Here is a 26719-nt window from a genome sequence, read left to right as displayed (position 1 = left end):
GGATTGTAGCGAGAACGTGAGGGCCTTGGTGTGGGGGCCAAGGAGTGAAGGGCCTAGCGGAACCTCCCGCAAAGCGCGTTGCCCTGGTAACCGTGCGCGATTGGCCCGAGGAACATGAATGGGCCACAGGCGTAGAAGTCCGAACTGACTTTCTGGTTCACATACAGCAACGCAGCTTCGGCGCCGTTTATATCGTTGCCGTACGAGGTGGCGCTGTAGGACTCGCAAACCGGCAGTTTCAGCGGGATTGGCAGGATCACGAGCAAAACGGTGGTGCCGCACCACTGGCGTTCGGCGGGGCTCTTCTGCGTGCGGGTGATGACCGGGGTCATGGAGTGGCCCACCAGCGTTTGGTGAGCGTCGGTCTTGGTGACTTGCCTTTCGGGCATATCCATCCAGGCACCCACGCACCCGCAAAGGCCAAGGGCTGTCAGCGCCGCCAGCAATGCACCGTTGATGGCTCGCCGCAGGGGCTGAAAATTCACCGCAGGGGATCTTGTGGGAGCTGCAAAGCTGCGTAGGTCGTGCATCCTGCACCTGCTGTAGGAGTGGCCGGTCCTTCCCGTGCCCGGGTTCCAGGCATTAAAAAGCCGGCTTGTGGCCGGCTTCTCGGGGACTGGCTTGGTTCATTTTTGGTAAACCGCACCAGCCTTCAAAACGTACACCCAGCTCTTGCGGCTGGCTGTGGGACTGGGCGAGAAAGTCATCCGCTTCGTCAGGCGCTCTGACCGCTTGAAGGGTCGATGCGCAAATGTGGGGCGCAGCATACGCATATTCGCCGGGAATTCCCAGTGCGAAGCGCGTTCCAGAGGCCTTGAAGCAGTAAAAAGTGCGAAGAATATGTTGCTGGATGCGTGGTCGGCCGAGGAAGCGGTTCACTGGCAAGCGGGCGCCAGCAGGCAACCGGTGCTGCGTGCGGGCATAAAAAAGCCCCGGATGACCGGGGCTCTTTCTTGAAGCTTGTTGCTCCAAGCGTGCAGTTGCTTCTTAGCCTTTGTAGGCAGCAACCGACTTCAGGATCTCGGCGCGGGCTGCATCGGCATTGCCCCAACCGTCGATCTTCACCCACTTGCCTTTTTCGAGATCTTTGTAGTTCTCGAAGAAGTGCTTGATCTGTTCCAGCAGCAGGGCTGGCAGGTCGGTGTATTCCTTCACGTCGACATACAGCTGGGACAGCTTGTCGTGTGGTACCGCGATCACTTTGGCATCGCCGCCGCCGTCGTCGGTCATGTTCAGGATACCCACTGGACGGGCACGGATCACCGAGCCTGGCGCTACTGGGTAAGGGGTCACGACCAGTACGTCGAGGGGGTCGCCGTCGTCAGCCAGGGTGTTGGGGATGAAGCCGTAGTTGGCCGGGTAGAACATCGGGGTGGCCATGAAGCGGTCAACGAACAGGCAGTCGCTGTCTTTGTCGATTTCGTACTTGATCGGCGCGTGGTTGGCCGGGATTTCGATAGCGACGTAGATGTCGTTCGGCAGGTCTTTGCCCGCCGGAATCTTGCTGTAGCTCATTGGGCGTTGCCCCCGTTAGTTGACCAAATGACTTGGCCGGATTGACCAAAAAGTGGCGGCGATTATAGACACACTCCGCTACCGATGCCACGTACCAAGGGTCGTAGAACCTTGGTTGTACTGTGTCGCGGGCGTGTTCGGGTTTACCGAGCGACCGGCGGCCTGGTTGTCAGGTAACCGGTCTTCAGATGAACAGCTTAAATAGCGCGACAGGACATTAGTGGTGCGTTTGATAGACCGGATCTTCTGCTTGAAGTTGCTGTAACCGGGCCAGTGGATTCTGCCGATAAAACAGCTGTAGTTGTGCATAGACTTTCGGATAGGCCGCCACCAGCAAGTCCGGGGCGCTGAAGAAGTATTCGCTGGTGACGGCGAAGAATTCCGCCGGGTTTTCCGCGGCGTAGGGGTCGATGGCGGTTTCTGCGTCCGGATTGCGGTCCAACTGGTGGTTGAGGTCGTCGTAGGCGCTTTGCATCACTTGCGCCCACTCGCTGACCCGCATGTCGCTGTGCAGCGGCGGCAGGCCGTTGGCGTCGCCGTTGAGCATGTCCAGCTTGTGGGCCAGTTCGTGGATCACCAGGTTGTAGGCTTCCCAGCCACCGCTGGCCAGGACTCCGGGCCAGGCGAGGATGACCGGCCCCTGCTGCCAGGCTTCGCCACTGTGTTCGCCATCCCATTCGTGCTCGATACCGCTGGCGTCGCGATGGCGTTGCGGGCTGAGGAAGTCGTCGGGGTAAAGGATGATTTCGTGGAAGCCCTGATACCAGTTCAGGTCCCCCAGGTGCAGCAGCGGCAGCTGTGCCTGGGCCGCCAGTAGCAGGCGCTGTTCCTGATGCAGCTCGACCCCGGGCAGGGCGGTGAGGTGCTTGTCGTCGAGAAACAGCACGCTGGCCTCGCGCAGCCACTGGTCCTCGGCGGCACTGATGCCGTCGAGGAAGGGCAGGTGCTGGCGTACCCGCTGCCAGGTTTCATCGCTGACCGGGTGCCTGGCCAGCCGGCGCTTGCGGCGCCAGGCGCTGAGGGACCACATGGTGCTTAGCGGGTTTCGGCTTTTTCGGTACTGCGGCCAAAACGGCTGCGCAGTACGCCAATGATCATCGGCACCAGGGACAGGAGGATGATGGCCACCACCAGCAGCGAGAGGTTTTTCTTGATGAAGGGCACGTTGCCGAAGAAGTAGCCCAGGGTCACCAGGCCGCCGACCCAGAGGATGGTGCCGGCCACGCTGAAAGCGAAGAACCGTGGGTAAGGCATGCGCGCCACGCCGGCGACGAAGGGCGCGAAGGTGCGGATGATCGGCAGGAAGCGCGCCAGGGTCACGGTCTTGCCGCCGTGCTTTTCATAGAAGTCGTGGGTTTTCTGCAGGTAGTCGCGGCGGAAGATCTTCGAGTTGGGGTTGCTGAACAGCCGTTCCCCTGCCGTTCGTCCAATCACATAGTTGGTGCTGTCGCCAAGGATCGCCGCCAGCATCAGCAGGCCGCCCAGCAGCACCGGGTCCATGCCGCCGCCTGCGGCCACCGCGCCGGCGATGAACAGCAAGGAGTCGCCGGGCAGGAAGGGGGTTACCACCAGGCCCGTCTCACAGAAAATCACCAGGAACAGGATGGCGTAGATCCAGGGCCCGTAGTTGGTCACCAGCATGTCGAGATAAACGTCGAGATGAAGGATTAGGTCGATCGGGTTGAAATCCATTGGGGCACCTGTGATGACAGCCTGGCTCGGCAGGCCTGTGCGATGACTCGGAGAAAGGGACTACAGGGGTGTGTAGCTTTTCTTACGATCCGAAAAGGTCGGCATTATAAGGGCTGACAAGTGAAATGCGTGTTCAGATTGTAGCGGGGCGTTTCGGCTTGGCCGGTGCTTGGTAGGTTGCCGGGAGGGCGCGCGTCAGGGGCGGAAATACCAAAGCGGCCCTGGGGCCGCTGTCTGCAGAGTCAGTCGTCGCTGAGGGGCAGGACGTAGTTCTTGAACTCGGTATCTTCGCGAAAACCCATGGATTCGTAGGTTTTGCGTGCCACTTCGTTGTTGCTGCTGGTGGACACCCGCAGGCGCACGGCGTTGGTTTCCTTGGCCATCTTCTTCGCGGTGCGCATCAGGTTGTCCGCCACCAGCTGGCGCCGGGCGTCTTCGGCAACGTAGATATCGTTGAGAATCCACACACGCTTGAGGGAGAGGGAGGAAAAGCTCGGGTACAGCTGGCAGAAGCCCAGCAATTTGTTGCTGTCGTCGTCGGCCAGGGCCAGGTAGATCACCGATTCCTTGCGCCGCAGGCGTTTTTCCAGGAAGGCCCTGGACGAATCCGGGTAGGGCAGTGCGCCATAGAATTCGCGGTATTTGACGAATAAGGGGGTCAACAGATCCAGGTGCTCGAGGGTTGCTTGAGTAATCCGCATGGTGGCTCTCAACTTCAAGTGGATGTGACGGCACAGGTTGGATGACTCGGGCAGCCGTGTTGCGATGCTGCCCAAAGCGGCGAAAAAGCGCAATCGTCTTGCAAAATCACGCTTGGGGCGGGCCCAGGAGGAAGTTGCCCTTCATATCTGCCGGCTCGTCGCTGTCCAGGGTCTGCACTTGCGCCTCGTCTTTGAGGTTCACCCCCGACAGTTGGCGGCGGCAGGCTTCACGCATCAGGTAGAGCAGGCGGTGAGCGGCCATGCCGTAGCTCAGGCCCTCCAGGCGCACATTGGAGATGCAGTTGCGATAGGCGTCGGTGAGGCCGATTTTCGGCTGGTAGGTGAAATACAGCCCCAGGCTGTCGGGGGAACTGAGCCCCGGGCGTTCGCCGATCAGGATCACCGTCATCTTCGCCCCCAGCAGTTGCCCGACCTCGTCGGCCACCGCCACCCGGCCCTGTTCCACCAGCACCACGGGCGACAGCGACCAGCCTTCGGCGGCGGTCTGTTCCTCCATGCGTGCCAGAAATGGCAGGGTATGGCGATGCACCGCCAGGGCCGACAGGCCGTCGGCTACCACCACTGCCAGATCGAACCCGCCGGGATGGGCGCTGGCGTAGTCGCGCAGGGCCTGGGCCGAGTCTTCACTGAGCCGGCGTCCCAGGTCGGGGCGTTGCAGGTAGCTGTGGCGGTCGGTGGCGGCGCTGTGCAGCAGCAGGCTGTCACGGCCGCGCTCGGCCAATTGGGCACTCAGGCCGGCGTGGTCGAAGGGCAGGTGCACGGCGTCCCGGGCCTGGGCGTGGGCGTATTGGAAGTCCAGTTGAGCATCGGTGGGCAGGCTGGTGCCGGTACGGCCCAGGGCAATGCGTGCCGGAGTCAGGCGGCGCAGTTCCAGCCAGGGGTTCTGCGAATCGGTCGGGTGTTTTTGCATGAGCCTGTTCCTTATCCCAACTGGGCCAGCGCCTGGCGGAAAGCCGGCGGCAGGTTGTTGCCGAAATGCACCTTGCCGTCGGCCTGAGTGAAGATGCCGGTCCTGGCCAGCCATTGCTCGAATTCGGGAGCGGGTTTCAGGCCAAGGGTCTGCCGGGCATAGAGCGCGTCGTGGAAGGACGTGGTCTGGTAGTTGAGCATGATGTCGTCGGACCCGGGGATGCCCATGATGAAGTTGATTCCTGCCACCCCCAGCAGGGTCAGCAGGTTATCCATGTCGTCCTGGTCGGCTTCGGCGTGGTTGGTGTAGCAGATGTCACAGCCCATGGGCACGCCCAGCAGCTTGCCGCAGAAGTGGTCTTCGAGGCCGGCGCGGATGATCTGTTTGCCGTTGTAGAGGTATTCCGGGCCGATGAAGCCGACAACGGTGTTGACCAGGAACGGCTTGAAGTGCCGGGCCACGGCATAGGCGCGGGTTTCGCAGGTCTGCTGGTCGATGCCGAAGTGGGCGTTGGCCGACAGGGCGCTGCCCTGGCCGGTCTCGAAGTACATCAGGTTCTGCCCGAGGGTGCCGCGGTTCAGGCTCAGGCCTGCTTCATAGCCTTCCTGGAGCACGTTGAGGTTGATGCCGAAGCTGGCATTGGCCGCTTCGGTGCCGGCAATCGATTGAAAGACCAGGTCCAGGGGCACGCCGCGATTGATCGCCTCGATGGAGGTGGTGACGTGGGTCAGCACGCAGGCCTGGGTGGGGATCTCGTAGCGCTGGATGATGGCGTCGAGCATTTCCAGCATGGCGCAGATCGAGGCGATGCTGTCGGTGGCCGGGTTGATGCCGATCATCGCGTCGCCGTTGCCGTACAGCAGGCCGTCGAGAATGCTTGCGGCGATGCCCGCCGGCTCGTCGGTGGGGTGGTTGGGCTGCAGGCGGGTGGACAGGCGTCCACGCAGCCCCAGGGTGCCGCGAAACTTGGTCACCACGCGGATCTTCTGCGCCACCAGGATCAGGTCCTGCACGCGCATGATCTTCGACACCGCGGCGGCCATTTCCGGGGTCAGGCCCGGCGCCAGGGCCCGCAGGCTCTGTTCGTCGGCGGCGTCACTGAGCAGCCAGTCGCGAAAGCCGCCCACGGTCAGGTGGCTGACCGTGGCGAAGGCCTCGCGGTCATGGGTGTCGATGATCAGCCGGGTGACTTCGTCGGACTCATAGGGAATCAGCACCTCTTCGAGAAAGTGCTTGAGGGGGATATCCGCCAGGGTCATCTGGGCGGCAACCCGCTCGCCGTCGTTGAGGGCGGCAACCCCGGCCAGAAAGTCGCCGGAACGGGCCGGGCTGGCCTTGGCCATGACGTCCTTGAGGCTGTCGAAGCGATAGGTCTGAGAACCTACGCTGTGGGAAAATTGGGCCATCTCAGTCTCCGTTTCAACGATGTAGGGGCGTTGCCGAGTGCTGGCGGATCATCAGGATGCCACCTTCTTCAGCAGGTTTTCCAGACGGTTGCCGGCAGCCCGGTGATGGAGGATGGCAAAGGCCTTTTCCGCCACCAGGCTGCCGCCTTCCAGCGGCGGCAGGCCACCGCTGTAGATGTTCGAGATCACTGTGTATTCATAGCGAATGTCGGCATTGCCGCTGAACTGGGCGGCGGCGCGGCGCGCCTGGTCGTCCGGCAGGCGGTAGCCCAGATAGGCGGACATGCTCCGTGAGGCCAGGGCATCGCCGCCGGGCCGCTCGCCGATCAGCACGATGATCAGCTGGGGTTGCAGGGCCTCGCCCACCGACTCCGCCAGCTTGACCCGGCCATAGGGCGCGAGGATCGGCTGGCCGATGCGCAGCTCGCGACTCAGCAGGCCATCCATCAGCACCGGCAGCAGCTCGGGAATGTTGTGGTGGATGGCCTCGGCGCTGAGGCCGTCGGAAATCACGATCTGCACGTCGTTGTATTCCGGTTTAAGGCGCCGCAGCACTTCCTCGGTCAGCCGCGCGCCCAGCTCCGGGTCTTGCAGGTGAGCCAGCTTGTCCGGGGCAGCGGTACGCAGCTCGCGCAGGGCAATGGCGCCGATTTCGCTGGGGCGCAAGTCGACGTAGATTGCCTCGCGGGCCACTGCCAGGTTGGCGCGCACCGTACGCGACACGCTGTTGGCCGGGCGCGGCCCGGCGTTGTCGAAGCCGTAGGTGGCCGGGGTGGATTCCAGCAGGCGCTGGAAGTCGATGTCCGACTGGCAGAAAATCCGCGGGTTGCCCCAGTTCGGCCCGCGTTCCACGTTGCCGTGGGCGTCTTCCTGGAAAATCCCCTTGCCCAGGGCCCAGCGCAGGTATTCCGGGGCCGGTGCCAGGTCGTGCACCTCGCGCAGGGTCTGGTTGTCGTGGGCGCTGGTGTCGAAGTAGGCGAGCATGCGGTCGGTGCTCAGGTACACGTCCATGAAGAAGTTGGCGCCTGCGGCAGTCAGCAATTCGGTGGCCATCTGCTGGCCTTCCAGGGTCACTTGCGAGTGCAGGGTGTAGCAGGGGGCCATGCCCATGGGCAGCCCCAGCAACTTGCCCATGAACTGGTCCTGCAGGCAGGAATAGGTCATCTCGAAGTTGTCGAGGTGGGTTTCCGGGCCGATGAAGCCGGTGACGTTGTTCACCATGTACGGCCGGTAGCGCCGGGCAAGCCCATAGCACAGGGCTTCGCAGGTGGTCATGTCGATGCCTTCGTGCTTGCCGTAGGTCAGCTCGCTGCCCTGGCCAGTCTCGAAGTACATGAAGTTTTCCGCCACGTCCCGCAGCGGGCCGCGCTCGGCCATGGTCTGCCAGGCCTGGTCCAGCAGTTGCACGGTAACGTCGAACTCGTCGGTCAGGGTACGTTCGGTGCCCGCCAGGCTCTGGAACATGATCTCTACTGGAGCGCCCTGGTCGAGGCAGGCCAGTTGGGTCTTGATATGGGACAGCACGCAGATTTGGGTGGGTGCTCCCGTTTCCCGGCGCAGCTTGTCCAGGTGGTGGAGCGTGGCGCTGATGTTGTCCACGGTGTCGATGGCCGGGTTGAGGCCGATCAACGCGTCCCCCGAGCCCATGCTCAGGCCGGTGTAGACCAGCAGGGTGATGCCGCTGAGGTTGTCGGTGGGATGGTTGGGCTGCAGCCGCGACGACAGAGTACCGGGCAGGCCCACCAGGGTTCGGGCCTTGGCGGCCGCGCCACTCTTGAGCTTTTTCGACAGCAGGATCAGTTCATGCACATCCAGCAGCTTGGCCAGGGCGGCCACCATTACCCCGGTCAGGGCGCGGCCGATGCGGCGTATTTCGGTGCCGTGGCTGCGCAGCAGGCGATCTTTCAGGGCGCCCAGGGTAAGAGGGGCGATTTCCCCGAACACTTCGTGGTCGATGTCGTAGTTGACCTGCATGACACTGTCGATATGGCCGTGGCGGTCGGTCAGCGGGTGCTGGAAATAGTGATCCAGGGTCAGTTCCGAGAGCACCTTGCGCGCTGCTTCGCGAGTGATTTCATCCACGGCGGCCAGCCCCGCCACGCGGTCCCCGGCCTTGCTGATGTCGGCGGCGCCGAGCACCGCCTTGAGGCTGTCGAAGGCGATCTGGCGATCCAGCACGCGGGTGCTGTAGCCACGTTCGGCCGGGACGACGGGAAGGCGGATGTGCTGCAGTTCGGTGAGTGACATGGCAAGACTCTCCTTGGCCGGCATCGGCATCAGTGCACACCGTAAAAGGCGACGGGCACTATGTGCTGATGGGGTGTTCCCAGATTGATGAAGTGCGCCGAGCGTTCACGTACTTCGTCGATGACGATCAGGTTGCAAGAACTGCGCCCCCAATCCGTGGCGTAGTTGCCCAGGACCTTGCCGACGTTGCTCTCCAACAGCAGCACCAGCGGCCATTGGGCAGCCGGGCGAGCAGTGCCCAGGGCCCGGCACAGCAGGGCGCCGAGGTGGCGTATTTCTTCCAGGCCCGGCGCCTGGCCGCCATCGAGCAGTTGCAGGCAGGCACCGTCGCGGCTGCTCAGGGCCAGTTCCAGGGCCGCCTCCAGTTGCTGCCGGGAGGCGCGCACCGATAGACGGGCAACGATGGGCAGGTCCTTGAGCGGCAGTGCCTCGGGCCGGGGCAGGAACAAGGTGCTGCCGGAGATTTCGGTGTTGTGCAGGGTCAGCCCGTAGACCGTGGCCCGGCCACGGTTTTCCGGGACCAGGCGGCGGGCGTCACGCACCAGCCGCGGCTGGCGGGCAATGGCCAGGGCCAGGTCGATGCCCAGGTCGCCGTAGTGGGTGGTGCCGGGCAGGGTTTCACCCTGCAAGTGCCGATACAGCAACTCGCCGACGCCACCGGAAAAGGTCAGCGCCACATCAGGTTCGTGAGCCGGCAGGTTCAGCGGCAGTTGCTCCGTCAACCGGCCCAGCGGGCTGGCGAAGAACGCTCGGTCCCCCGACACGAGCGCCAGCAGGGCGTCGATGTACCAATCCAGCACGGCCTGCAGTTGTGAGCTGTCGAGGAGTTGCCCGGATGTTTTGCCAATCGCCAGGTGATCGAGCAGGGCCCGGCCGAACTCCGACATTCCGCTGAGCCGATAGCTGCCCGGCTCGAATTGCAGGTGCCGGGCACCGATGAAATGGCAACCGCTGGCCAGCACATTGCCCTCCAGGCCCCAGGCGGCATTGGTGGTGCCACCGCCGATATCCAGGTTGAGCATGGGCTGCTGCGCGTGAAAGCGGCTCAGGGCCGAGCAACTGCCCATGAACGCCAGCCAGGACTCCAGCCCGCCATCGTCGGCACGGGTGATCAGTGCGTTACCGATCAGTTGCCCCACCAGTTGCGCCAGGGCCTGGGCGTTGTGCCGCCGGGCCGCCAGCCCGGTGATGATCACCCCGCCGGAAAACAACTGCTGCGGGCGCACGTCCGCCTGTTCAAGCCAGGTTTCGATCAGGCCGCGGATCGCGGCTTCATCGATGACCTCATCCTTGAAGGGCGTGAACACCGGGTCGCCGCGAAACAGCACCCGAGGTTCGTTGAGGGCCATGCGCCCGGTGATGCAGTGGCTGCTGAGGCTGGCCTGGGCAATCAGCACGCTGCTGGTGGTGGACCCGAAGTCCAGCCCCAGCAGCAAGACCTGGGCGCCGCCGGTGAAGGCTTGCATGCAGGCGTTCCTCGCCGCGCCGGAGTCAGGCCGTGGCCTTCTGGCCTGCCGGTTCCGGGGTTTCCAGGGCCGTACCGCCCAGGTACTCGCCTTCGCCGATGATTCCGGCAGCCCGGTCCTGGGCTTCCAGTTGCAGGGCCTTGGGCACCGATAGCCAATAGGCCAGTCCCACCGCGACGAAGCCGGCGCTGATCTTGCCGATCAATACCGGGAGGATGATGGTCGGCTGGAAGTTGGCGGTGAAGGACAGGTGGTCCCCCAGCAGGAAGGCGGCGCAGACACCGAAGGCGATGTTCACCACCTTGTCCTTGGGCGGCATGAAGCGCACCAGGCGGAACATGGCCAGGATGTTGGCGATGGTGGCCAGCATGCCGGCACTGCCTACCGCGCTGAGGCCGATCTTGCCGCCGAGGTTTTCCAGGGGCTTGCCCAGGTACTTGCGCAGCAGGTAGACCATGGGGAAGGCGCCGGCCAGCATGATGCCGATGTAGCCGGCGGTTTCCAGGGCGCGGGTCTGGTCCTCGGCGTCGGCGATGATCGGGTGGAAGCCCCAGCCGCCGAACACCGCGGAGAAGGCCCCGGTGAAGTACTCGACGATGGAGAACACCAGTACCAGTTTGATCGCCGCATCCATTGCCCGGCCGAAGATGATGAAACCCTTGATCATCATGTCCGGCAAAAAGCGCAGGCCCAGGGCCAGGGCCACGACGAAGATCAGGATCGGCAGCAGGTTGGCGAAGATGCTGCCCAGGCCCAGGGCCAGTTGGTAGCTGGCTTCGCCGCTGGTGCTGACCAGTTCGCGTACCTGCGGGTTGCTGAAGGCCAGGATCAGGCTGGCGATCATTACGCCCACGGGAATGGTGAGGATCCCGGACATGATCCCCAGGGCCATGTACTTGTGGTCGCGCTTGTCGAGCATCGCCAGGCCCATGGGGATCGAGAAGACGATGGTGGCGCCACCCATGAAGCCGGTGATCAGCGCCATTACCAGCGCTTCCTTACTGGCGGCCAGGGCCGAGGCCAGCTGATAGCCGCCCATGTCCGAGGCGATGATCATGGTCGCCGCCAGGGCCGGATCGGCTCCCAGGGAATTGAAGAACGGTCCGAAGACGGTTTCGATGACCACGGTGAGATAGGGGATGGAGGCCATGATGCCCGCGGCCGGCACGAAGATGTAGCCGGTGGCGTGAATGCCTTCCATGAATTCCTTGCCCAGGCCTCGCTCGCTGTCATAAATGGCGGCGAAGGCGCCAAGTACGGCGCAGAGCATGATGAGGTAGAGCACGTAGTTGCCGATCTGATCCATTGCGTTTGTCCCTTGTTATTGTTTTTCAAGCAGGGTCTGTGCACGACTGGTTTGGCGCAGAACTTCCGACAGCAGTGTCCCGTCCGGCAAGCCGTCGGCACCGGATCAGAGCAGGTGAACCTGTGCGGCAGGGCCGCGAAAAGGCCTCCCGGCGGCCTGTGCCGCCGGGAGGATCGATCAGAAGAAGCCCAGCGGGTTGATGTCGTAGCTCACCAGCAGGTTCTTGGTCTGCTGGTAGTGGTCGAGCATCATCTTGTGGGTTTCACGGCCGACGCCGGATTTCTTGTAGCCACCGAACGCGGCGTGGGCCGGGTACAGGTGGTAGCAGTTGGTCCAGACGCGGCCGGCCTTGATCCCGCGGCCCATGCGGTAGGCGCGGTTGATGTCGCGGGTCCAGACCCCGGCACCCAGGCCGAACTCGGTGTCGTTGGCGATCGCCAGGGCTTCGGCTTCGTCCTTGAAGGTGGTGACGCTGACCACCGGGCCGAAGATTTCCTCCTGGAACACGCGCATCTTGTTGGTGCCCTTGAGCAGGGTCGGCTGGATGTAGTAGCCGCTGGACAGGTCGCCCTCGAGTTTTTCCACCTTGCCGCCGGTGAGCAGCTGCGCACCTTCGTTCTTGGCGATGTCGAGGTAGGAGAGGATCTTGTCGAACTGCTGCTCGGAAGCCTGGGCGCCGACCATGGTGTCGGTGTCCAGTGGGTCGCCACGCTTGATCTGCTCGATCTTCTTCATCACCACTTGCATGAATTCGTCGTAGATCGATTCCTGCACCAGGGCGCGGGATGGGCAGGTGCAGACTTCACCCTGGTTGAAGAATGCCAGCACCAGGCCTTCGGCGGCCTTTTCGATGAACTTGGGCTCGGCCTGCATGATGTCTTCGAAGAAGATGTTCGGCGACTTGCCGCCCAGTTCCACGGTGGACGGAATGATGTTCTCGGCGGCGCACTTCATGATGTGCGAGCCCACCGGAGTCGAGCCGGTGAAGGCGATCTTGGCGATGCGCTTGCTGGTGGCCAGGGCTTCGCCGGCTTCGCGGCCAAAACCTTGCACCACGTTGAGTACGCCGGGTGGCAGCAGGTCGCCGATCACTTCCATGAGCACGGTGATGCCCAGCGGGGTCTGCTCGGCGGGCTTGAGTACCACGCAGTTGCCCGCTGCCAGGGCCGGGGCGAGTTTCCAGGCGGCCATCAGGATCGGGAAGTTCCACGGGATGATCTGCCCGACCACGCCCAGGGGTTCATGGATGTGATAGGCCACGGTGTTGCCGTCGATTTCCGCAGCGCTGCCTTCCTGGGCCCGCAGGCAACCGGCGAAGTAGCGGAAGTGGTCGGCGGCCAGGGGAATGTCGGCGTTCAGGGTTTCGCGCACGGCCTTGCCGTTGTCCCAGGTTTCGGTGATGGCCAGCAGTTCGAGGTTCTGTTCGATGCGGTCGGCAATCTTCAGCAGGATCAGCGAGCGCGCCTGCACCGAGGTGGCGCCCCAGGCGTCGGCGGCGGCGTGGGCAGCGTCCAGCGCCTTGTCGATGTCTTCGGCGGTGGAGCGGGGGAATTCGGCAATTGGCTGGCCGTTGACCGGCGAGGTGTTGGTGAAGTACTGGCCTTTGACAGGCGCGACGAATTCGCCGCCGATGTAGTTACCGTACTTGCTCTTGAACGAAACGATAGCGCCTTCAGTACCGGGGTGTGCGTAACGCATGGTGGGTATCTCCTGGCTTTTATGCTTATGGGGGAGGACGCGCCGTAGCGCATATCAAGCGTAGAGCAAAGGTCGGGCCAGCGTGCTACAGGCCATATGCATCAAGGGTTTGCGGATGTTTCGAGGGGACCGCTACGGGGCGCTGTGACGGATCCGGTACAGGCTTGAGTGACAGTTTGTAACCTAAGTGGCACAACCTGTGACTCGGGAGTCAAGCCGGCATTGCAATGCAGCAGCGCCTGGAGGATGCTGGTTCGCGTGTCGAATCTTGTCGGACAAGTCTGATGAGCATTCCTCCTTCGTAGTCGATTGCAGCCCGGCAGTGGCGACAGTATTTCGTCTGAGCGTGACAGCGCAGCAGGAGAATAATAAGAAATGCACACTAGCAATTACTTGAGCCGGCATGCCCAGCAGGTGCTCACCGTGGCCCAGGGCAAGGCTCATTTGCAGGGCCCGGGCAGCGATCCTTCCATTGCCCGCTCCTGGCTGCGCTGCCTCGAGGACTATCATCTCGACCCGGCCCAGGTCATGGCCCCTACGGTGCTTGAACATGGCCGCCTGTTGGAGAGCCGCGAGCGCCTGCAAGATGTCTTGCAGATTGCCGGCACCGAGATGGCCAACCTGCACCAACAACTGTCCGGCGCCGGGCATGCGGTGCTGCTGACCGATGCCCGGGGCGTGATCCTCAACTGCATTACCGCCCCCAGCGAACGCAAGATCTTCGAGCATGCCGGACTGTGGCTGGGCGCCGATTGGAGCGAGGCCCGGGAGGGCACCAACGGCATCGGCACCTGCCTGGTGGAGCGCCAGCCGCTGACCATTCACCAGGGCGAGCATTTCCGCGGCCGGCACACCGGCCTGACCTGCTCTGCGAGCCCGGTGTTCGACCCCCATGGCGAGTTGCTGGCGGTGCTGGATGTGTCGTCGGCGCGCCAGGACGTGTCCCGGCAGAGCCAGTTCCACACCATGGCCCTGGTCAATCTGTCGGCGAAGATGATCGAGAGCTGCTATTTCCTGCGTTATTTCGAGAACCAGTGGCTACTGCGCTTTCATCTGCAGGCGGAGTCGGTGGGGCTGTTCAGCGAGGGCCTGCTGGCGTTCGATGGCGATGGCCGGATCTGTGCGGTGAACCAGAGCGCCCTGAACCTGCTGGGGCATATTCGCGGCGGGTTGCTGGGCAAGCCGGTGGAAAGCTTTTTCGACTGCTCCCTGGATGAACTGCTCGGCCGCGCCAGTATCAATGCCAGCGCCAGTTGGCCATTGCGCACCCGGGACGGGCGACGCCTGTTCGCCTTGTTGCGCGGCCAGCCACAGCCGGCCGCACAACCAGCGGTGCTGCGGGCACCGCAGGCCATTGCGCCGGCGCGGCCCTCGGGGATCTGCCTGGGGGATGACGGCCTGCAGAACGATTTTCGCCGCGCCTCGCGAGTGTTCGAGCGCGATGTGCCGTTGCTGATCAATGGCGAGACCGGCTCCGGCAAGGAGGCCTTCGCCAAGGCGGTGCACCAGGGCAGCGCGCGGGCGGGCAAGGCCTTTGTCGCGCTCAACTGCGCGGCTATCCCGGAAAGCCTGATCGAGAGCGAGCTGTTCGGTTATCGCGGCGGCAGCTTTACCGGGGCGCGCAAGGAGGGCATGCGCGGCAAGTTGCAGCAGGCCGATGGCGGTACCCTGTTCCTCGATGAAATCGGCGATATGCCCCTGGCCCTGCAGACCCGTTTGCTGCGGGTACTGGAGGATCGGCTGGTGGTGCCGATCGGCGGCGAGCCGCAACCGGTCAACGTGCGCATCATCAGCGCGACCCACCGTGACCTGCTGGAGCGGGTGCGCGACGGTAGCTTCCGTGAGGACCTGTATTACCGGCTCAATGGCCTGGAGATCGCCTTGCCGGCCTTGCGCGATCGCAGCGACAAATCCCAGTTGCTGGATTTCCTCCTGGCCGAAGAGGCGGGCGGCCAGCCGGTGATGCTGGAGGACGCGGTGCGCCAGAGCCTGTTGAGTTATTCCTGGCCGGGTAACGTGCGGCAATTGCGCAACGTGCTGCGCACCCTGGCGGCCTTGTGTGAAAACGGCCGCATTGGCCTGGATGATCTGCCGCCGCTGATCCGCCACAGCCGCCCGGCGCCGCTGGGCGAAGCGGTAGCAGAGGTGCTGGAGCGGCCACTGGAGGACGCCGAGCGGGTGGCGTTGCTGGCGGCCCTGGAGCAGCAGCGCTGGCACATGACCCATACCGCCGAGCAGTTGGGCGTGAGCCGCAACACCCTCTATAGAAAGCTGCGCAAGCACGGCATCGCGCGATAGTCCGAGCTGCCGGCCGCTGCTGGCCCGTCGGGCTTGCGCCAGCGCATGCCAGCAGCAACCTCCCGGTCAGCTAATGGGTGCGATTTGCAGCCCTCTACGCTAACCTGCGCCGATGTTTTTTGAGGTCGACTATGCACATCCATATTCTCGGTATCTGCGGCACTTTCATGGGGTCGATGGCGGTTCTGGCCAAAGAGCTGGGCCATCACGTCACCGGTTCCGACGCTAACGTGTATCCACCGATGAGCACCCAGTTGCAGGCCCAGGGCATCGAGCTGACCCAGGGCTACGATCCTGCCCAGCTGGACCCGGCGCCGGACCTGGTGGTGATCGGCAATGCCATGTCCCGCGGCAACCCGGCGGTGGAGTACGTGCTGAACAAGGGCCTGCCCTATGTGTCCGGCCCGCAATGGCTGGCCGACTATGTGCTGCAGGGGCGTTGGGTACTGGCGGTGGCCGGGACCCACGGCAAGACCACCACCAGCAGCATGCTGGCCTGGGTCCTGGAGCATGCGGGCATGAGCCCGGGCTTCCTGATCGGCGGCGTGCCACAGAATTTCGCCGTCTCCGCGCGCTTGGGAGGTACGCCGTTCTTCGTGATCGAGGCTGATGAGTACGACAGCGCCTTCTTCGACAAGCGCTCGAAGTTCGTCCACTACCGCCCACGGACCGCGATCCTCAATAACCTGGAATTCGATCATGCGGACATCTTCCCTGATCTTCCGGCTATCGAGCGGCAGTTCCACCATCTGGTGCGGACCATTCCCAGCGAAGGCCTGGTGATCCATCCCACCACCGAGCCTGCCTTGCAGCGGGTGATCGAGATGGGCTGCTGGACCCCGGTGCAGACTACCGGCGCCGGTGGCCAGTGGCAGGTCAAGTTGCTGAGCGCCGACGGTTCGGCCTTCGAGGTGATGTTCGAAGGCGTGAGCCAGGGCGTGGTGGAGTGGGAGCTGACCGGCCAGCACAACGTTGCCAATGCCCTGGCCACCCTGGCTGCGGCACGCCATGTGGGCGTGGTGCCGTCGATGGGCATTGCCGGCCTGAGCGCGTTCAAGAGCGTGAAGCGGCGCATGGAGAAAGTCGCCGAAGTGCATGGCGTGACCATCTACGATGATTTCGCCCATCACCCGACGGCCATCGCCACTACGCTGGATGGCTTGCGCAAGCGGGTTGGCGATGCCCCGGTGATCGCCATCATCGAGCCGCGCTCCAACTCCATGAAGCTCGGCGCGCACCGTGATGGCCTGCCGGAAAGCGTCAACCAGGCCGATCAGGTGATCTGGTATGCCCCGGCCAACCTGGGCTGGGATCTGGCCGCCACGGCGGCCTTGTGCACGGTGCCGTCGATTGTCAGCGACTCTCTGGAAGGCATCATCGAGCGGGTGAAGAGCCAGGCCAAGCCGGGCACCCAGGTGGTGATCATGAGCAACGGCGGCTTTGGCGGCCTGCACGGCAAACTGGCCGAGGCGCTGCGATGAACAACGGCCCGGAACGCATCACCCTGGCCATGACCGGTGCCTCGGGCGCCCAGTACGGCCTGCGCCTGCTGGACTGCCTGGTGCGTGAGGACCGGGAGGTGCATTTTCTGATCTCCAAGGCTGCGCAGTTGGTCATGGCCACGGAAACCGATGTGACCCTGCCGCCCAAGCCGCAGACCATGCAGGCCTTCCTCACCGAATACACCGGTGCGTCGGCGGGGCAGATCCGCGTTTATGGCAAGGAGGACTGGATGTCGCCGGTGGCCTCGGGCTCCGGCTCGCCGGCGGCGATGGTAGTGGTGCCGTGCTCCACCGGTACCTTGTCGGCGATTGCCACCGGTGCCTGCAACAACCTGATCGAGCGCGCCGCGGACGTGACCCTCAAGGAGCGCCGGCAGTTGATTCTGGTGCCTCGCGAGGCGCCGTACTCCAGCATTCACCTGGAGCACATGCTCAAGTTGTCGAACATGGGCGTGACCATTCTGCCGGCCTCGCCGGGCTTCTATCACCAGCCGCAGACCATCGATGACCTGGTGGATTTTGTCGTCGCGCGGATTCTCAATCTGTTGAACATCCCGCAGGACATGTTGCCGCGCTGGGGCGAGCATCATCTGAGCAGCGATGAGTAAGCCCCTGCTGGTGCTGTTGGCCGCCCTGCAACTGGGCGGCTGTGCCACGGCCCGGACCTTGAATGCCGCCCAGCCCGGGGCGCCGGTGGTGTATTCGGGGACGCGCCTGGACTTGTATGCGATGCAGGGTGGGTGCTGCGCCATGGACCGCTTTGGCGCTGAGGCACCGAGCTATCCTGGCGTGGATCTGCCAGCCAGTGCCCTGCTCGATACCCTGTTGCTGCCGCTGTCGGTGCTGACGGTATTGGGGGTGGGGTTTCAGGCAACGGGCGGGTTGTAGTGCTTCGCCGGCAAGCCGGCTCCTACAGGTACGTGCAGGAGCGGCTTGCGGGCGAGCGATTCATTTGCCCAGCTTGCGTAGTTCGTCGGACTCGACGATCCGCGTGCCGGTCTGCTCTTCCAGGGCCAGGCGCCACATGGCCCGGGCCAGTTGGCAGGCTTCGATCCCGCGGTACTTGCCCGGTATCAGCCGCGACAGTGGTCCGGCCAGCTGTTCGCCCAGGCGCGGCTCGATGCGATCCCCCAGCAGCAGTGATGGCCGGCAGATGGTCAGTTGTGGCCAGCCCTGCAGTTTCAGCGCTTCTTCCATTTCACCTTTGACCCGGTTGTAGAAGATCGACGACTTGGGGTCGGCGCCCAGGGCGCTGATCACGATCAGGTGCCGTGCGCCCAGCTCCCGCGCGCGTTTGCCGAAGGCCACCACCATGTCCAGGTCCACCGCGCGAAAAGCGGCTTCGGAACCGGCCTGCTTGAGGGTGGTACCCAGGCAGCAGAAGGCGATTTCCACTTTGCCGCTGAGTTGCGGCAGGAATACGGCGGGGTCGCCGACCGGGTTTTCCAGGCGTGGGTGTTCGCTCAGTGGGCGTCTGCTGGGCGCGAGGACGCGGGTGATGGTGGGCTCGTTGAGCAGACGATCGAGCAGTTGCTCCCCGGTCAGGCCGGAGGCGCCGGCGAGCAGGATATGCTGAGGCGTCAAGTACATGGTCATTCCCCCTTGATACTGTTTCAGCTTAGTTGCTCTGTGCTTCCTTGCTGCTTATAGAGACACTCTGCAGGGCCTTTCGTGCCTGCTGCTTGCGCAATTGTTGCCAATGGGCAATGACGCCTCTGGGCGCCCAGATCTGCGGTTCCGACGCTTCGAAGCCGTCTGCCTGCTCACGCTCGGCAACGATGCCCCGGGCCAGCTTGAATGCATGTTCCAGGTCGTCGGTCTGGTTCAGCGCCTGGGCGAACAGGGCATCGCCAAAGTAGGTGAAGTCGGCCTCTTCCGAGCAGCCGAAGGACACTCGGTCTGCCTGAGATGCGGTCATGATCAGGGTTCGCTCATCCTTGAGGGCCGGGATGAAGCCGCCGGAGTAGCAGGAAGAGATGACGATGATCTTGTCGCGGTTCTTCAGCGGGGCCAGGGCGGTGGCCAGTTCATCGGCGGGCAGGTCTGCCAGCTCCAGGCGCGGCTGGTCCAGCACCAGTTCGTGGGCGCTGGTGCCGTGGCTGGTGAGGTAGATGAACACCAGGTCTTCCGGGCCGCTGCGTTCGGCCAGGGTCTGGGCGGCGCGGCGCAGGTTTTCCCGGGTGGCCATGGGCCGGTTCATCAGGTGGTCGCGGTGATTGACCAGGCGGATCTGGCCGTAGGCGCCGAAGCGACTGGCGAGCATGTTGCTGACATAGTCGGCCTCGCGCAGGAACACGCTCTGCTTGCCGTCGCCGGCCAGGGTCAGGCTGTAGAGTTCGATGGCCGGGGTGGAGGCGGGCACCGTATCGAGGGCTTCCTTGAGCAAGCGGCCCTGGACCAGCAGCGCAGTTTCCAGCGGGTCTGGCAGTAGCTTGCCATCGGCGTCGCGAACCCGCAGGCCGTTGTTCCACACACCGCTTTGCACGCTGCCATCGCGCAGTACCAGTACGCCGTGGCCTTGGTAGTTGTCACTGTCGAAGCCGCCAACGTAGAAGCTGCCATCGCTGAGATTTAGCCGCCCCTCACCGCTGAAGCGCCAGTCGCTGAAGGTGCCGACATAGTGGCTGCCGTCGGCGCCGGTCAGTTCGCCCTTGCCACTCAGGGCGCCTTCCTTGAACTGGCCGATCCAGACGTCGCCGTCGGAGTTTTCGTAGCGGCCCTTGCCGTTGAGCTGGTTGTGCTTGAAGCCGCCAACGTAGATGTCGCCTTCGGCACTGTTGAAGGTGCCGTTGCCTTCCAGCTGGCCGTTGACGAAGTTGCCGGTGAACTGGTTGCCGCTGGCGTCGCTGCGCTGGCCTTCGCCATTGGGCTTGCCCTTGGCGAACTGGCCCTGGTACTGGCTGCCGTCGTCCAGTTCCAGGCGCCCGAGGCCCGAATACAGGTCGGCCTTGAATTCGCCGCGGTAGGTCATGCCGTCTTCTTTGAGGGTGCCTTCGCCATCCCGGCGGCCGAGCTTGAAGCCGCCGCTGTAGCTGCTGTCCTTGGTGGTCAGGGTGCCCTGACCATGGAACAGCCCTTGCTGGAACTGGCCGCGATAGACCTCGCCGTTGCTGCCGTGCCATTCCCCCTGGCCATGCCACTGGCCCTTGTCGAACTGGCCGGCGTACCAACTGCCGTTGGGGTAGTCGATGCGCCCTTGTCCCTGGAGCAGGCCATTGACCAGGTCGCCTCGATAGCGCCCGCCGTCCGGCAGGCGGGCATCGGGTGGCAACAGCGATTCGCCGTCGCCACAGGCACTGAGCAATAGGGTCAAAACCAGGGGTGCAAGTGGGCGCATAACGGGTTCCGGATAATTAGGGGACCGAGTATGCCGCAGCGGTGTGTCTTATATATAGAGAGGTTGAGCGAAACAGCGTGAGCTGTTTCGCATCGGAGGGATTTCAGACGAAACAGAGCGACAGCGGCTCGGCGATATAGGCCGGTTTTTCCTGGCCGTCGATTTCCAGGGTGGCAGTCGCCTTGAGCAGCCACTGACCGGGTTTCTTTTCGGTGACTTCAGTCAGGTCGACCTTGAGCCGCACCTTGGAATTGACTGGCACCGGCTGGATGAAACGCACGCTGTCCAGGCCGTAGTTGACCACCATCTTCAGGCCCTGGGGCAGCACGAGGATGTCTTCCATCAGTTTGGGGATCAGCGACAGGGTCAGGAAACCGTGGGCAATGGTGCTGCCGAACGGGGTCTGTGCGGCCTTGACCGGATCCACGTGGATGAACTGGAAGTCACCGGTCGCCTCGGCGAAGAGGTTGATGCGCTCCTGGTCGATGGTGAGCCATGGGGAACGTCCGAGTTCCTTCCCGACATAATCTTTGAGCTCTGCAACAGGAACATGGGGCATTGAGACTCTCCTTGGATCAACGATTTATTAGTATTCGACGTTGTGTGGTGCGCTCTGAAACTTCCACTTTAGATCATCATGGCGATCCTTCCCGGTAAACATCCATGCTTTTGGCGAATGCCGGTTCATAGCACCTGCGTGCTTATAATGCGCGACGGGATCTGGCTGGAGAGGCGGTATGTTGTTACGCGGTTTGACATGGCTGGTGCTGTTCCAATTGCTCGGAACGGCGCTCAATCACCTGCTGTTGCCCGTGCTTCCCGGGCCCATCATCGGCCTGTTGCTGCTGCTGGTTTTCCTGGTGGTGCGCGGTGAAGTGGGCGAGCCGCTGAATCTCGCGGCTGGCAGCCTGCTGCGTTACCTGCCGCTGCTGCTGGTGCCGCCTGCGGTGGGGGTCATGGTCTATGCCCGGGACATCGCCGCGGACTTCTGGGCCATTACCGGCGCGCTGGTGTTGTCCCTGGTGATCTCGATGGCCTTTGTCGGCGTGCTGATGCAGCGCCTGGTCAAGCGCCAGGGCCGGCAGGAGGACAGTCAATGATCTTCGATTGGCAGGGGGCCTGGGCCGCGGTGATCCATCACCCGCTGTTTGGCATCGGCATCACGCTGGGTGCCTATCAACTGGTGCTGGCGGCGTTCGAGAAGACCCGCTGGATGTTCCTGCAGCCGGTGCTGGTGTCCATGCTACTGGTGATCGGCGTGCTGCTCGGCTGCGGCCTGAGCTATGCCGAGTACCGCAAGAGCACCGAAATCCTGAGCATTCTGCTGGGCCCGGCGACGGTAGCCCTGGCGGTGCCGCTGTACCTCAACCTGCGACGGATCCGCCAATTGTTCTGGCCGATATTGGCTACGCTGGTGGTGGGTGGCGTCGTGGCTACCAGCCTGGGCGTACTGCTGGGATGGTGGTTTGGTGCCGAGCACATGATCCTAATGACCATGGCGCCCAAGTCGGTGACCTCGCCCATTGCCATGCTGGTGGCCGAGCAGATTGGTGGCGTGGCGGCGTTGGCGGCGGTCTTCGTGCTGATTACCGGAGTGATCGGAGCGATATTTGGCCCGGGGCTGCTCAACCGTTTGGGGGTGCATGGCCCGGAAGCGCGAGGCATGGCCCTGGGCATGACCGCCCACGCAGTGGGCACCTCGGTGGCCTTGCAGGAAAGTGAGGAGTGCGGCGCCTTTGCGGCGCTGGCGATGAGTCTGATGGGCGTGGCCACGGCGGTGTTGCTGCCGTTGGCGGTGTCGTTGCTGGTTTAAGGAAGGAAGTATGAACCTGGCGCTTTTTCCTCTGAATACCGTGCTGTTTCCCGATTGCATTCTCGATCTGCAGATTTTCGAGGCGCGTTATCTCGACATGATCGGGCGCTGCATGAAGCAGGGCAGCGGGTTTGGGGTGGTGTGCATCCTTGAAGGGGAGGAGGTCGGGACGGCCGCCCAGGGCTATGCGCAAATTGGCTGTGAAGCCTTGATCACCGACTTCCACCAGCAGGACAACGGGCTGCTGGGAATCAGGGTCAGGGGCGGTCGGCGTTTTCGCATTCTGCAAAGCGAAGTGCAGAAAGACCAACTGACGGTGGCCCGGGTGCAATGGCTGGAAGAGGCCCCCGAACAGCCGTTGCAGGATGAGGATGCGGACCTGATTGCGCTGCTCAAGGCCTTGGCCGAACATCCGATGGTCGAGGCCCTGGATATGGGGGTCGAGGCTACGGGGCAGCTGTCACTGGCCAATCAGTTGGCCTATCTGCTGCCTTTTTCCGAACAGGACAAGATCGACCTGCTGCAACTGGATGATCCACAGCAGCGTCTGGATGCCATCCAGCAGTTGCTGGACGAGCTGCAAGGCGAACTCTTCGCCTGAGCCGCAGCCTGTAGTGGCGGCTGCAGCTTGCCTCTGGCGTTTTTAATAGGCGTACCGCAGCAGGGCGTGAGGCAAGTGCCGTGTCGCCATGTATCCGCACATCAACAGCATGACCGGCAGTAGCAACCACCAGGCCCTGGCCGGCATCGGCTTGAGCGGGCCTTGCCATTGGCTCAGGGTCAGGCTGGCGGCGCAGACACAGGCCGCGAGCATGGCGCCGGCGAGAATGTCGGTTGGCCAATGGGCCCCCAGATAGACCCGCGACAAGGCAATGGCGGCCGCCGGCAGGCAGCCCAGCAACAGCCAGGTCAGGCGCATGCGGGGTGGCTGGCCCCGGCCGGCCAGAACTGCCAGGGTCAAGAACAGGGCGAAGGAGCCGGAAGAGTGACCGCTGGGCATGCTGAAACTGGTGAGAGGCTCGCTCAGCACTTCAGGGCGTACCCGTGCGAAGAACCATTTGCTGCCGGTGTTGGCCAGGGCAGTACACAGCAGGGTCGCTCCGGCGAACGCGGCCTGGCGCCATTGGCGCAGGGCCAGGAGCAGCAGGGTCAGCACTGCGCTGAGGATGAACATGGCGCGGAACTCGCCGATCTGGGTGACCATGACCATGATCTTGTCCAGAGCCGGGTCCCGGTGCTCCTGTACCAGGGCGATCAGGCCCTGGTCGAACTGCGTCAGGTACGGATAGCCGATGAACAGCCCTGCCAGAATCAGCAGGCTCAGGCCGGACATCAACAGGGTTGCCCGGCGATGGCGCCGCAGGCTGCTGTTGACGCTCAGGCCGACAAGCACCACCAGGCTGCCAATGACGATGCCCGCCTGGGGCCAGAAGCCTTCGGGCAGGGGCAGGCGAATCGCCGCGCCCGTGGCCCAGCCCGGCAGCAGATAGGCCAGCGACCAGCCCGCCGCCGCCAGCAGGCTGACGGCGAGGAAACGTGGGAACGGCATGTCGAACATTCCGGCCACCATCGGCAGCATTGGTCGTAGCGGGCCGATGAAGCGGCCCACCAGCAGGCTGGCGATGCCATAGCGCTGGAAGTAGCTTTCCGCACCGCTGATCCATTCAGGGTGATGACGAAGGCCGGGCAAGCGGCGAATGCCTTGGTGGAAATGCCGTCCCAGCAGATAGGACATCACGTCCCCCAGCAATCCGCCGGCAGCACCCAGGAGCAGGGTTTCCCCCAGTGACAGGGCGCCATTGCCGGCCAGTACCGCAATCGCGAACAGCAGGACCGTGCCCGGCACGATCAGGCCCACGATCGCCAGGCATTCCATGCAGGCCACGATGAACACTGCGGCTGCCAGCCATTGGGGGTTGCTGGTTAGCCAGGCGGTCACGCTGTCGAGCCATGGGCCCATAAATTCAACTCCGTTGTTGTTTTTTGCTGAGGTGGGACGGTGGCGTCAGCCGAGCACCAGGTAGTCGCGCCCTTCGACCTGGCCGCGACGCATAGGGTTGCGCGTGCAGTAGGGGGCGTAGGCGGCATCGACAAAGCGATACATCAGGTGTTCGTCACGCCCATGGGGGATGCCCAGGCGGGTGGTCTGGAGGATGTGTGGCACGGCGGCACCCACATCTTCGACGAAGAGAATCTCGTGATCGAAGCGTTTCGCATCCCAGACCGGAACCTTCAGGCCCAGGGCCTTGCACAGCAGGGTCTGGCCGGCGCAGAGCTTTTGCGCGGGGCGCGGCCGGCCACTGGCGTCCGGATTGTTCAGCAGCATCTGCGCCAGGCTGGCAGGGCCGGAGACTTCATCGACCCAGGGATAGGCGGACTTGATCAGTACGGCATTGCCAGGGCCCCGGGCGCTGAAGTTCAGGGAGTCGCCGCCGCGGGCGTAGTACATATAGATGTGGCCGCCGTCCAGAAACAAAGCCTTACGCTTTTCTGTGTAGCCGAGGGAGGCGTGGCTGCCTTTTTCCTCGCAGTAATAGGCTTCGGTTTCGATAATGCGCGCGGACAGCCACAGATCGCCGACTTTATGGCGGATGACTTTGCCCAACAGTTCGCGGGCCAAAAGCTCGGCATCACGGTCGAAAAAGCCGTCCGGCAGGGCTTTTGGCAGTTTTGCAGAGGTCAGAATGGACATGGTGGCGAAGGGTTATGGCGGAAAAGGTGACGCAATGGTAACAACTCCAGGCTTAATTCAGGCTGAACGCCGGGTATTTGCACTCCATTTCGACCATCCGCCCGTGACCGCTGTCCGTGGGCCGGCGCGACAGCTATAATCAGCCGCTTTCCTCTTTGCCAAGACCACACCAGACCATGACTGAGTCCGTTCTTGACTACATGACCCGCCTGGGTCGCGCTGCCCGCCAGGCTTCCCGGGTGATCGCCCGTGCCACCACCGCGCAAAAGAACCGTGCGCTGCTGGCGGCTGCCGATGCGTTGGACGCGGCACGACCGGAACTGACTGCGGCCAACGAGCAGGACCTGGCCAACGGCCGGGCCAATGGTCTGGAGCCGGCTCTGCTGGATCGCCTGGCGCTGACCCCGGCGCGTATCGACGAAATGATCGAAGGCCTGCGTCAGGTGGCCAAGCTGCCTGACCCCATCGGTGAAATCCGCGACATGCGCTACCTGCCGTCGGGCATCCAGGTGGGCAAGATGCGCGTGCCCCTGGGGGTGATCGGCATCATCTACGAGTCGCGCCCGAACGTGACCATCGATGCGGCCAGCCTGTGCCTGAAGTCGGGCAACGCCACCATCCTGCGCGGCGGTTCCGAGGCGATCCATTCCAACCGCGCCATCGCCACCTGCATTCAGCAGGGCCTGGCGGCGGCCGACCTGCCGCCTCACGTGGTGCAGGTAGTGGAAACCACCGACCGCGCTGCGGTTGGAGCGCTGATCACCATGCCCGAGTTCGTCGACGTGATCGTGCCCCGTGGCGGCAAGAGCCTGATCGAGCGGGTCAGCCGTGACGCCAAGGTGCCGGTGATCAAGCACCTGGACGGCGTCTGCCACGTGTATATCGATGTCGCGGCGGACCTGGACAAGGCCATTCGCATTGCCGACAACGCCAAGACCCAGCGCTATGCACCGTGCAACACCATGGAAACCCTGCTGGTTCACTCCGCCATTGCCGAGCGCGTATTGCCGCCATTGGCCGCGATCTATCGCGACAAGGGCGTCGAGCTGCGTGGCTGTGCGCAAACCCGCGCACTCCTCGGTGCCGGTGTGTTGGAAGCAACCGAAGAAGACTGGCGCACCGAGTACACCGCGCCGATCCTCTCGATCCGCGTGCTGGACAACCTGGAGCAGGCCATCGAGCACATCAATACCTATGGCTCGCACCACACCGACTCGATCGTCACCGAAAACTTCAGTGACGCCCGGCGCTTCCTTAACGAAGTGGATTCCAGTTCGGTCATGGTCAATGCCTCGACGCGCTTTGCCGACGGCTTCGAGTACGGCCTGGGCGCGGAGATCGGCATTTCCACCGACAAGCTGCACGCCCGTGGCCCGGTTGGGCTGGAAGGGCTGACCAGCGAGAAGTACGTAGTCTTTGGCGACGGTCACGTGCGTACTTGATGGGCAAACGTATCGGTCTGCTGGGCGGCACCTTCGATCCAGTGCATATCGGCCACTTGCGTGGCGCGCTGGAGGTGGCGGAATCCATGCAACTCGATGAGCTGCGCCTGGTACCCAGTGCCAGGCCGCCCCATCGGGATACACCGCAGGTGTCGGCCCTCGATCGTCTGGCGATGGTCGAGTGTGCGGTGGCGGGCGTTTCACCCCTGGTGGTGGACGACCGTGAGCTGAAACGGGACAAGCCGTCCTACACCATCGACACCCTGGAACAGATGCGGGCCGAGCTGGCCGCAGATGACCAGTTGTTTCTGTTACTGGGCTGGGACGCGTTTTGCGGCCTGCCCACCTGGCATCGCTGGGAAGAGTTACTCCAGCATTGCCACATCCTGGTGCTGCAACGCCCGGATGCCGACAGCGAACCGCCGGATGCCTTGCGCAACCTGCTGGCAGCGCGTTCGGTGAGCGACCCTTTGGCCCTGCAAGGGCCTGGGGGACACATTGCATTCGTCTGGCAGACGCCGCTTGCGGTGTCCGCCACCCAGATCCGTCAACTGCTGGCCAGCGGTAAGTCGGTACGTTTCCTGGTGCCTGACGCGGTCCTGGCCTATATCGATGCACACGGGCTTTACCGTGCGCCGAACTGAAGGAGCGCTGCCGGCCTGTGCTGAGCGGC

The 26719-nt window shown here is 63.6% G+C and carries 26 protein-coding genes; 9 read left to right on the top strand and 17 right to left on the bottom strand.

The window, feature by feature from the left end; all coding sequences use genetic code 11:
- Nucleotides 1-53 precede the first annotated feature (53 nt).
- From PFLCHA0_RS27155 to exaC, 12 genes are all read right to left on the bottom strand, one after another.
- Nucleotides 54-530 (bottom strand): hypothetical protein, encoded by a 477-nt coding sequence (locus tag PFLCHA0_RS27155; RefSeq protein ID WP_015637184.1) that lies wholly within the window; start codon nucleotides 528-530, stop codon nucleotides 54-56.
- Between the two features lie 52 nt (nucleotides 531-582).
- Nucleotides 583-972 (bottom strand): hypothetical protein, encoded by a 390-nt coding sequence (locus PFLCHA0_RS31445; RefSeq protein WP_134532635.1) that lies wholly within the window; start codon nucleotides 970-972, stop codon nucleotides 583-585.
- Between the two features lie 15 nt (nucleotides 973-987).
- A complete protein-coding gene (gene ppa / locus PFLCHA0_RS27150) occupies nucleotides 988-1515 on the bottom strand; it encodes an inorganic diphosphatase (RefSeq protein ID WP_011063696.1) in 528 nt (175 codons plus the stop codon).
- Between the two features lie 217 nt (nucleotides 1516-1732).
- The gene (locus tag PFLCHA0_RS27145) at nucleotides 1733-2545 is read right to left on the bottom strand and encodes a M90 family metallopeptidase (protein WP_015637182.1); all 813 of its coding nucleotides are present in this window, start codon (nucleotides 2543-2545) and stop codon (nucleotides 1733-1735) included.
- Between the two features lie 5 nt (nucleotides 2546-2550).
- A complete protein-coding gene (locus PFLCHA0_RS27140) occupies nucleotides 2551-3207 on the bottom strand; it encodes a DedA family protein (protein WP_011063694.1) in 657 nt (218 codons plus the stop codon).
- Nucleotides 3208-3449: 242 nt separating this feature from the next.
- Nucleotides 3450-3908, bottom strand: coding sequence for a GNAT family N-acetyltransferase (locus PFLCHA0_RS27135; RefSeq protein ID WP_011063693.1), 459 nt, complete (start codon nucleotides 3906-3908; stop codon nucleotides 3450-3452).
- A 106-nt stretch (nucleotides 3909-4014) separates the two neighbouring features.
- Nucleotides 4015-4839: an ethanolamine ammonia-lyase subunit EutC gene (gene eutC / locus PFLCHA0_RS27130; RefSeq protein ID WP_015637181.1), complete on the bottom strand. Its 825-nt coding sequence runs from the start codon at nucleotides 4837-4839 to the stop codon at nucleotides 4015-4017.
- A gap of 11 nt (nucleotides 4840-4850) precedes the next feature.
- Nucleotides 4851-6245 (bottom strand): ethanolamine ammonia-lyase subunit EutB, encoded by a 1395-nt coding sequence (locus tag PFLCHA0_RS27125; RefSeq protein ID WP_011063691.1) that lies wholly within the window; start codon nucleotides 6243-6245, stop codon nucleotides 4851-4853.
- 51 nt (nucleotides 6246-6296) lie between these two features.
- Nucleotides 6297-8492: an ethanolamine ammonia-lyase gene (locus PFLCHA0_RS27120; RefSeq protein WP_015637180.1), complete on the bottom strand. Its 2196-nt coding sequence runs from the start codon at nucleotides 8490-8492 to the stop codon at nucleotides 6297-6299.
- Between the two features lie 29 nt (nucleotides 8493-8521).
- Nucleotides 8522-9958 (bottom strand): ethanolamine ammonia-lyase reactivating factor EutA, encoded by a 1437-nt coding sequence (locus tag PFLCHA0_RS27115; protein WP_015637179.1) that lies wholly within the window; start codon nucleotides 9956-9958, stop codon nucleotides 8522-8524.
- A gap of 25 nt (nucleotides 9959-9983) precedes the next feature.
- Nucleotides 9984-11264 (bottom strand): ethanolamine utilization protein EutH, encoded by a 1281-nt coding sequence (gene eutH, locus PFLCHA0_RS27110; protein ID WP_011063688.1) that lies wholly within the window; start codon nucleotides 11262-11264, stop codon nucleotides 9984-9986.
- A gap of 177 nt (nucleotides 11265-11441) precedes the next feature.
- Entirely contained in the window at nucleotides 11442-12962 is a 1521-nt protein-coding gene (gene exaC, locus PFLCHA0_RS27105; RefSeq protein WP_011063687.1) for an acetaldehyde dehydrogenase ExaC, read from the bottom strand.
- Between the two features lie 375 nt (nucleotides 12963-13337).
- On the opposite strand from exaC, the gene PFLCHA0_RS27100 reads away from it, so the two are divergent.
- The 4 genes from PFLCHA0_RS27100 (at nucleotide 13338) to PFLCHA0_RS27085 (ending at nucleotide 17650) form a co-directional block, all read left to right on the top strand.
- Entirely contained in the window at nucleotides 13338-15260 is a 1923-nt protein-coding gene (locus tag PFLCHA0_RS27100) for a sigma-54-dependent Fis family transcriptional regulator (RefSeq protein WP_015637178.1), read from the top strand.
- Between the two features lie 131 nt (nucleotides 15261-15391).
- Nucleotides 15392-16741 (top strand): UDP-N-acetylmuramate:L-alanyl-gamma-D-glutamyl-meso-diaminopimelate ligase, encoded by a 1350-nt coding sequence (mpl, locus tag PFLCHA0_RS27095; protein ID WP_015637177.1) that lies wholly within the window; start codon nucleotides 15392-15394, stop codon nucleotides 16739-16741.
- On the top strand, nucleotides 16738-17370 hold the full coding sequence (gene ubiX / locus PFLCHA0_RS27090) for a flavin prenyltransferase UbiX (RefSeq protein ID WP_011063684.1): 633 nt from the start codon (nucleotides 16738-16740) through the stop codon (nucleotides 17368-17370). Before mpl ends, ubiX begins: the two co-directional genes overlap by 4 nt.
- A complete protein-coding gene (locus PFLCHA0_RS27085) occupies nucleotides 17363-17650 on the top strand; it encodes a YceK/YidQ family lipoprotein (RefSeq protein ID WP_015637176.1) in 288 nt (95 codons plus the stop codon). The genes ubiX and PFLCHA0_RS27085 overlap by 8 nt, the downstream gene beginning before the upstream one ends.
- A gap of 60 nt (nucleotides 17651-17710) precedes the next feature.
- Here the strand turns inward: PFLCHA0_RS27085 and PFLCHA0_RS27080 are convergent, their stop codons facing one another.
- From PFLCHA0_RS27080 to PFLCHA0_RS27070, 3 genes are all read right to left on the bottom strand, one after another.
- Nucleotides 17711-18352 (bottom strand): oxidoreductase, encoded by a 642-nt coding sequence (locus PFLCHA0_RS27080; RefSeq protein ID WP_011063682.1) that lies wholly within the window; start codon nucleotides 18350-18352, stop codon nucleotides 17711-17713.
- A 28-nt stretch (nucleotides 18353-18380) separates the two neighbouring features.
- Nucleotides 18381-20099 carry a C13 family peptidase gene (locus tag PFLCHA0_RS27075; protein WP_011063681.1) on the bottom strand — a complete coding sequence of 573 codons (1719 nt, stop codon included), beginning with the start codon at nucleotides 20097-20099 and terminating at the stop codon, nucleotides 18381-18383.
- A gap of 103 nt (nucleotides 20100-20202) precedes the next feature.
- Complete coding sequence (locus PFLCHA0_RS27070; RefSeq protein ID WP_015637175.1) at nucleotides 20203-20658, bottom strand: MaoC family dehydratase; 456 nt, start codon at nucleotides 20656-20658, stop codon at nucleotides 20203-20205.
- 178 nt (nucleotides 20659-20836) lie between these two features.
- Between PFLCHA0_RS27070 and PFLCHA0_RS27065 the strand changes: the two genes are divergently transcribed.
- The 3 genes from PFLCHA0_RS27065 to PFLCHA0_RS27055 are packed head-to-tail and all read left to right on the top strand — an operon-like array spanning nucleotide 20837 to nucleotide 22513.
- The gene (locus tag PFLCHA0_RS27065) at nucleotides 20837-21199 is read left to right on the top strand and encodes a CidA/LrgA family protein (RefSeq protein WP_011063679.1); all 363 of its coding nucleotides are present in this window, start codon (nucleotides 20837-20839) and stop codon (nucleotides 21197-21199) included.
- Complete coding sequence (locus PFLCHA0_RS27060) at nucleotides 21196-21912, top strand: LrgB family protein (RefSeq protein ID WP_011063678.1); 717 nt, start codon at nucleotides 21196-21198, stop codon at nucleotides 21910-21912. The genes PFLCHA0_RS27065 and PFLCHA0_RS27060 overlap by 4 nt, the downstream gene beginning before the upstream one ends.
- Nucleotides 21913-21922: 10 nt before the next feature.
- Nucleotides 21923-22513 carry an LON peptidase substrate-binding domain-containing protein gene (locus PFLCHA0_RS27055; RefSeq protein ID WP_015637174.1) on the top strand — a complete coding sequence of 197 codons (591 nt, stop codon included), beginning with the start codon at nucleotides 21923-21925 and terminating at the stop codon, nucleotides 22511-22513.
- A gap of 42 nt (nucleotides 22514-22555) precedes the next feature.
- Here the strand turns inward: PFLCHA0_RS27055 and PFLCHA0_RS27050 are convergent, their stop codons facing one another.
- Nucleotides 22556-23872: a bifunctional DedA family/phosphatase PAP2 family protein gene (locus PFLCHA0_RS27050; RefSeq protein WP_015637173.1), complete on the bottom strand. Its 1317-nt coding sequence runs from the start codon at nucleotides 23870-23872 to the stop codon at nucleotides 22556-22558.
- A 45-nt stretch (nucleotides 23873-23917) separates the two neighbouring features.
- On the bottom strand, nucleotides 23918-24604 hold the full coding sequence (locus tag PFLCHA0_RS27045) for a DNA-3-methyladenine glycosylase (RefSeq protein ID WP_011063675.1): 687 nt from the start codon (nucleotides 24602-24604) through the stop codon (nucleotides 23918-23920).
- A 176-nt stretch (nucleotides 24605-24780) separates the two neighbouring features.
- On the opposite strand from PFLCHA0_RS27045, the gene PFLCHA0_RS27040 reads away from it, so the two are divergent.
- On the top strand, nucleotides 24781-26046 hold the full coding sequence (locus PFLCHA0_RS27040) for a glutamate-5-semialdehyde dehydrogenase (protein WP_011063674.1): 1266 nt from the start codon (nucleotides 24781-24783) through the stop codon (nucleotides 26044-26046).
- On the top strand, nucleotides 26046-26690 hold the full coding sequence (nadD, locus tag PFLCHA0_RS27035; protein ID WP_011063673.1) for a nicotinate-nucleotide adenylyltransferase: 645 nt from the start codon (nucleotides 26046-26048) through the stop codon (nucleotides 26688-26690). The genes PFLCHA0_RS27040 and nadD overlap by 1 nt, the downstream gene beginning before the upstream one ends.
- Nucleotides 26691-26719 lie beyond the last annotated feature (29 nt).

It is taken from the genome of Pseudomonas protegens CHA0 (assembly GCF_000397205.1).
GTDB lineage: Bacteria > Pseudomonadota > Gammaproteobacteria > Pseudomonadales > Pseudomonadaceae > Aquipseudomonas > Aquipseudomonas protegens.
Note: the sequence above shows the minus strand (reverse complement) of the source record. Positions and strands in the feature narration are given on the sequence as shown.

Coding starts and splice junctions, on each gene's coding strand:
- PFLCHA0_RS27075 (WP_011063681.1), bottom strand. CDS start 20,099: ATGCGCCCACTTGCACCCCTGGTTTTGACCCTATTGCTCAGTGCCTGT.
- PFLCHA0_RS27050 (WP_015637173.1), bottom strand. CDS start 23,872: ATGGGCCCATGGCTCGACAGCGTGACCGCCTGGCTAACCAGCAACCCC.
- ubiX (WP_011063684.1), top strand. CDS start 16,738: ATGAACAACGGCCCGGAACGCATCACCCTGGCCATGACCGGTGCCTCG.
- mpl (WP_015637177.1), top strand. CDS start 15,392: ATGCACATCCATATTCTCGGTATCTGCGGCACTTTCATGGGGTCGATG.
- exaC (WP_011063687.1), bottom strand. CDS start 12,962: ATGCGTTACGCACACCCCGGTACTGAAGGCGCTATCGTTTCGTTCAAG.
- PFLCHA0_RS27045 (WP_011063675.1), bottom strand. CDS start 24,604: ATGTCCATTCTGACCTCTGCAAAACTGCCAAAAGCCCTGCCGGACGGC.
- PFLCHA0_RS27155 (WP_015637184.1), bottom strand. CDS start 530: ATGCACGACCTACGCAGCTTTGCAGCTCCCACAAGATCCCCTGCGGTG.
- PFLCHA0_RS27065 (WP_011063679.1), top strand. CDS start 20,837: ATGTTGTTACGCGGTTTGACATGGCTGGTGCTGTTCCAATTGCTCGGA.
- PFLCHA0_RS27120 (WP_015637180.1), bottom strand. CDS start 8,492: ATGTCACTCACCGAACTGCAGCACATCCGCCTTCCCGTCGTCCCGGCC.
- PFLCHA0_RS27115 (WP_015637179.1), bottom strand. CDS start 9,958: ATGCAAGCCTTCACCGGCGGCGCCCAGGTCTTGCTGCTGGGGCTGGAC.
- PFLCHA0_RS27070 (WP_015637175.1), bottom strand. CDS start 20,658: ATGCCCCATGTTCCTGTTGCAGAGCTCAAAGATTATGTCGGGAAGGAA.
- PFLCHA0_RS27140 (WP_011063694.1), bottom strand. CDS start 3,207: ATGGATTTCAACCCGATCGACCTAATCCTTCATCTCGACGTTTATCTC.
- PFLCHA0_RS27125 (WP_011063691.1), bottom strand. CDS start 6,245: ATGGCCCAATTTTCCCACAGCGTAGGTTCTCAGACCTATCGCTTCGAC.
- PFLCHA0_RS27055 (WP_015637174.1), top strand. CDS start 21,923: ATGAACCTGGCGCTTTTTCCTCTGAATACCGTGCTGTTTCCCGATTGC.
- PFLCHA0_RS27080 (WP_011063682.1), bottom strand. CDS start 18,352: ATGTACTTGACGCCTCAGCATATCCTGCTCGCCGGCGCCTCCGGCCTG.
- PFLCHA0_RS27100 (WP_015637178.1), top strand. CDS start 13,338: ATGCACACTAGCAATTACTTGAGCCGGCATGCCCAGCAGGTGCTCACC.
- ppa (WP_011063696.1), bottom strand. CDS start 1,515: ATGAGCTACAGCAAGATTCCGGCGGGCAAAGACCTGCCGAACGACATC.
- nadD (WP_011063673.1), top strand. CDS start 26,046: ATGGGCAAACGTATCGGTCTGCTGGGCGGCACCTTCGATCCAGTGCAT.
- PFLCHA0_RS27145 (WP_015637182.1), bottom strand. CDS start 2,545: ATGTGGTCCCTCAGCGCCTGGCGCCGCAAGCGCCGGCTGGCCAGGCAC.
- eutH (WP_011063688.1), bottom strand. CDS start 11,264: ATGGATCAGATCGGCAACTACGTGCTCTACCTCATCATGCTCTGCGCC.
- eutC (WP_015637181.1), bottom strand. CDS start 4,839: ATGCAAAAACACCCGACCGATTCGCAGAACCCCTGGCTGGAACTGCGC.
- PFLCHA0_RS27060 (WP_011063678.1), top strand. CDS start 21,196: ATGATCTTCGATTGGCAGGGGGCCTGGGCCGCGGTGATCCATCACCCG.
- PFLCHA0_RS27135 (WP_011063693.1), bottom strand. CDS start 3,908: ATGCGGATTACTCAAGCAACCCTCGAGCACCTGGATCTGTTGACCCCC.
- PFLCHA0_RS27085 (WP_015637176.1), top strand. CDS start 17,363: ATGAGTAAGCCCCTGCTGGTGCTGTTGGCCGCCCTGCAACTGGGCGGC.
- PFLCHA0_RS27040 (WP_011063674.1), top strand. CDS start 24,781: ATGACTGAGTCCGTTCTTGACTACATGACCCGCCTGGGTCGCGCTGCC.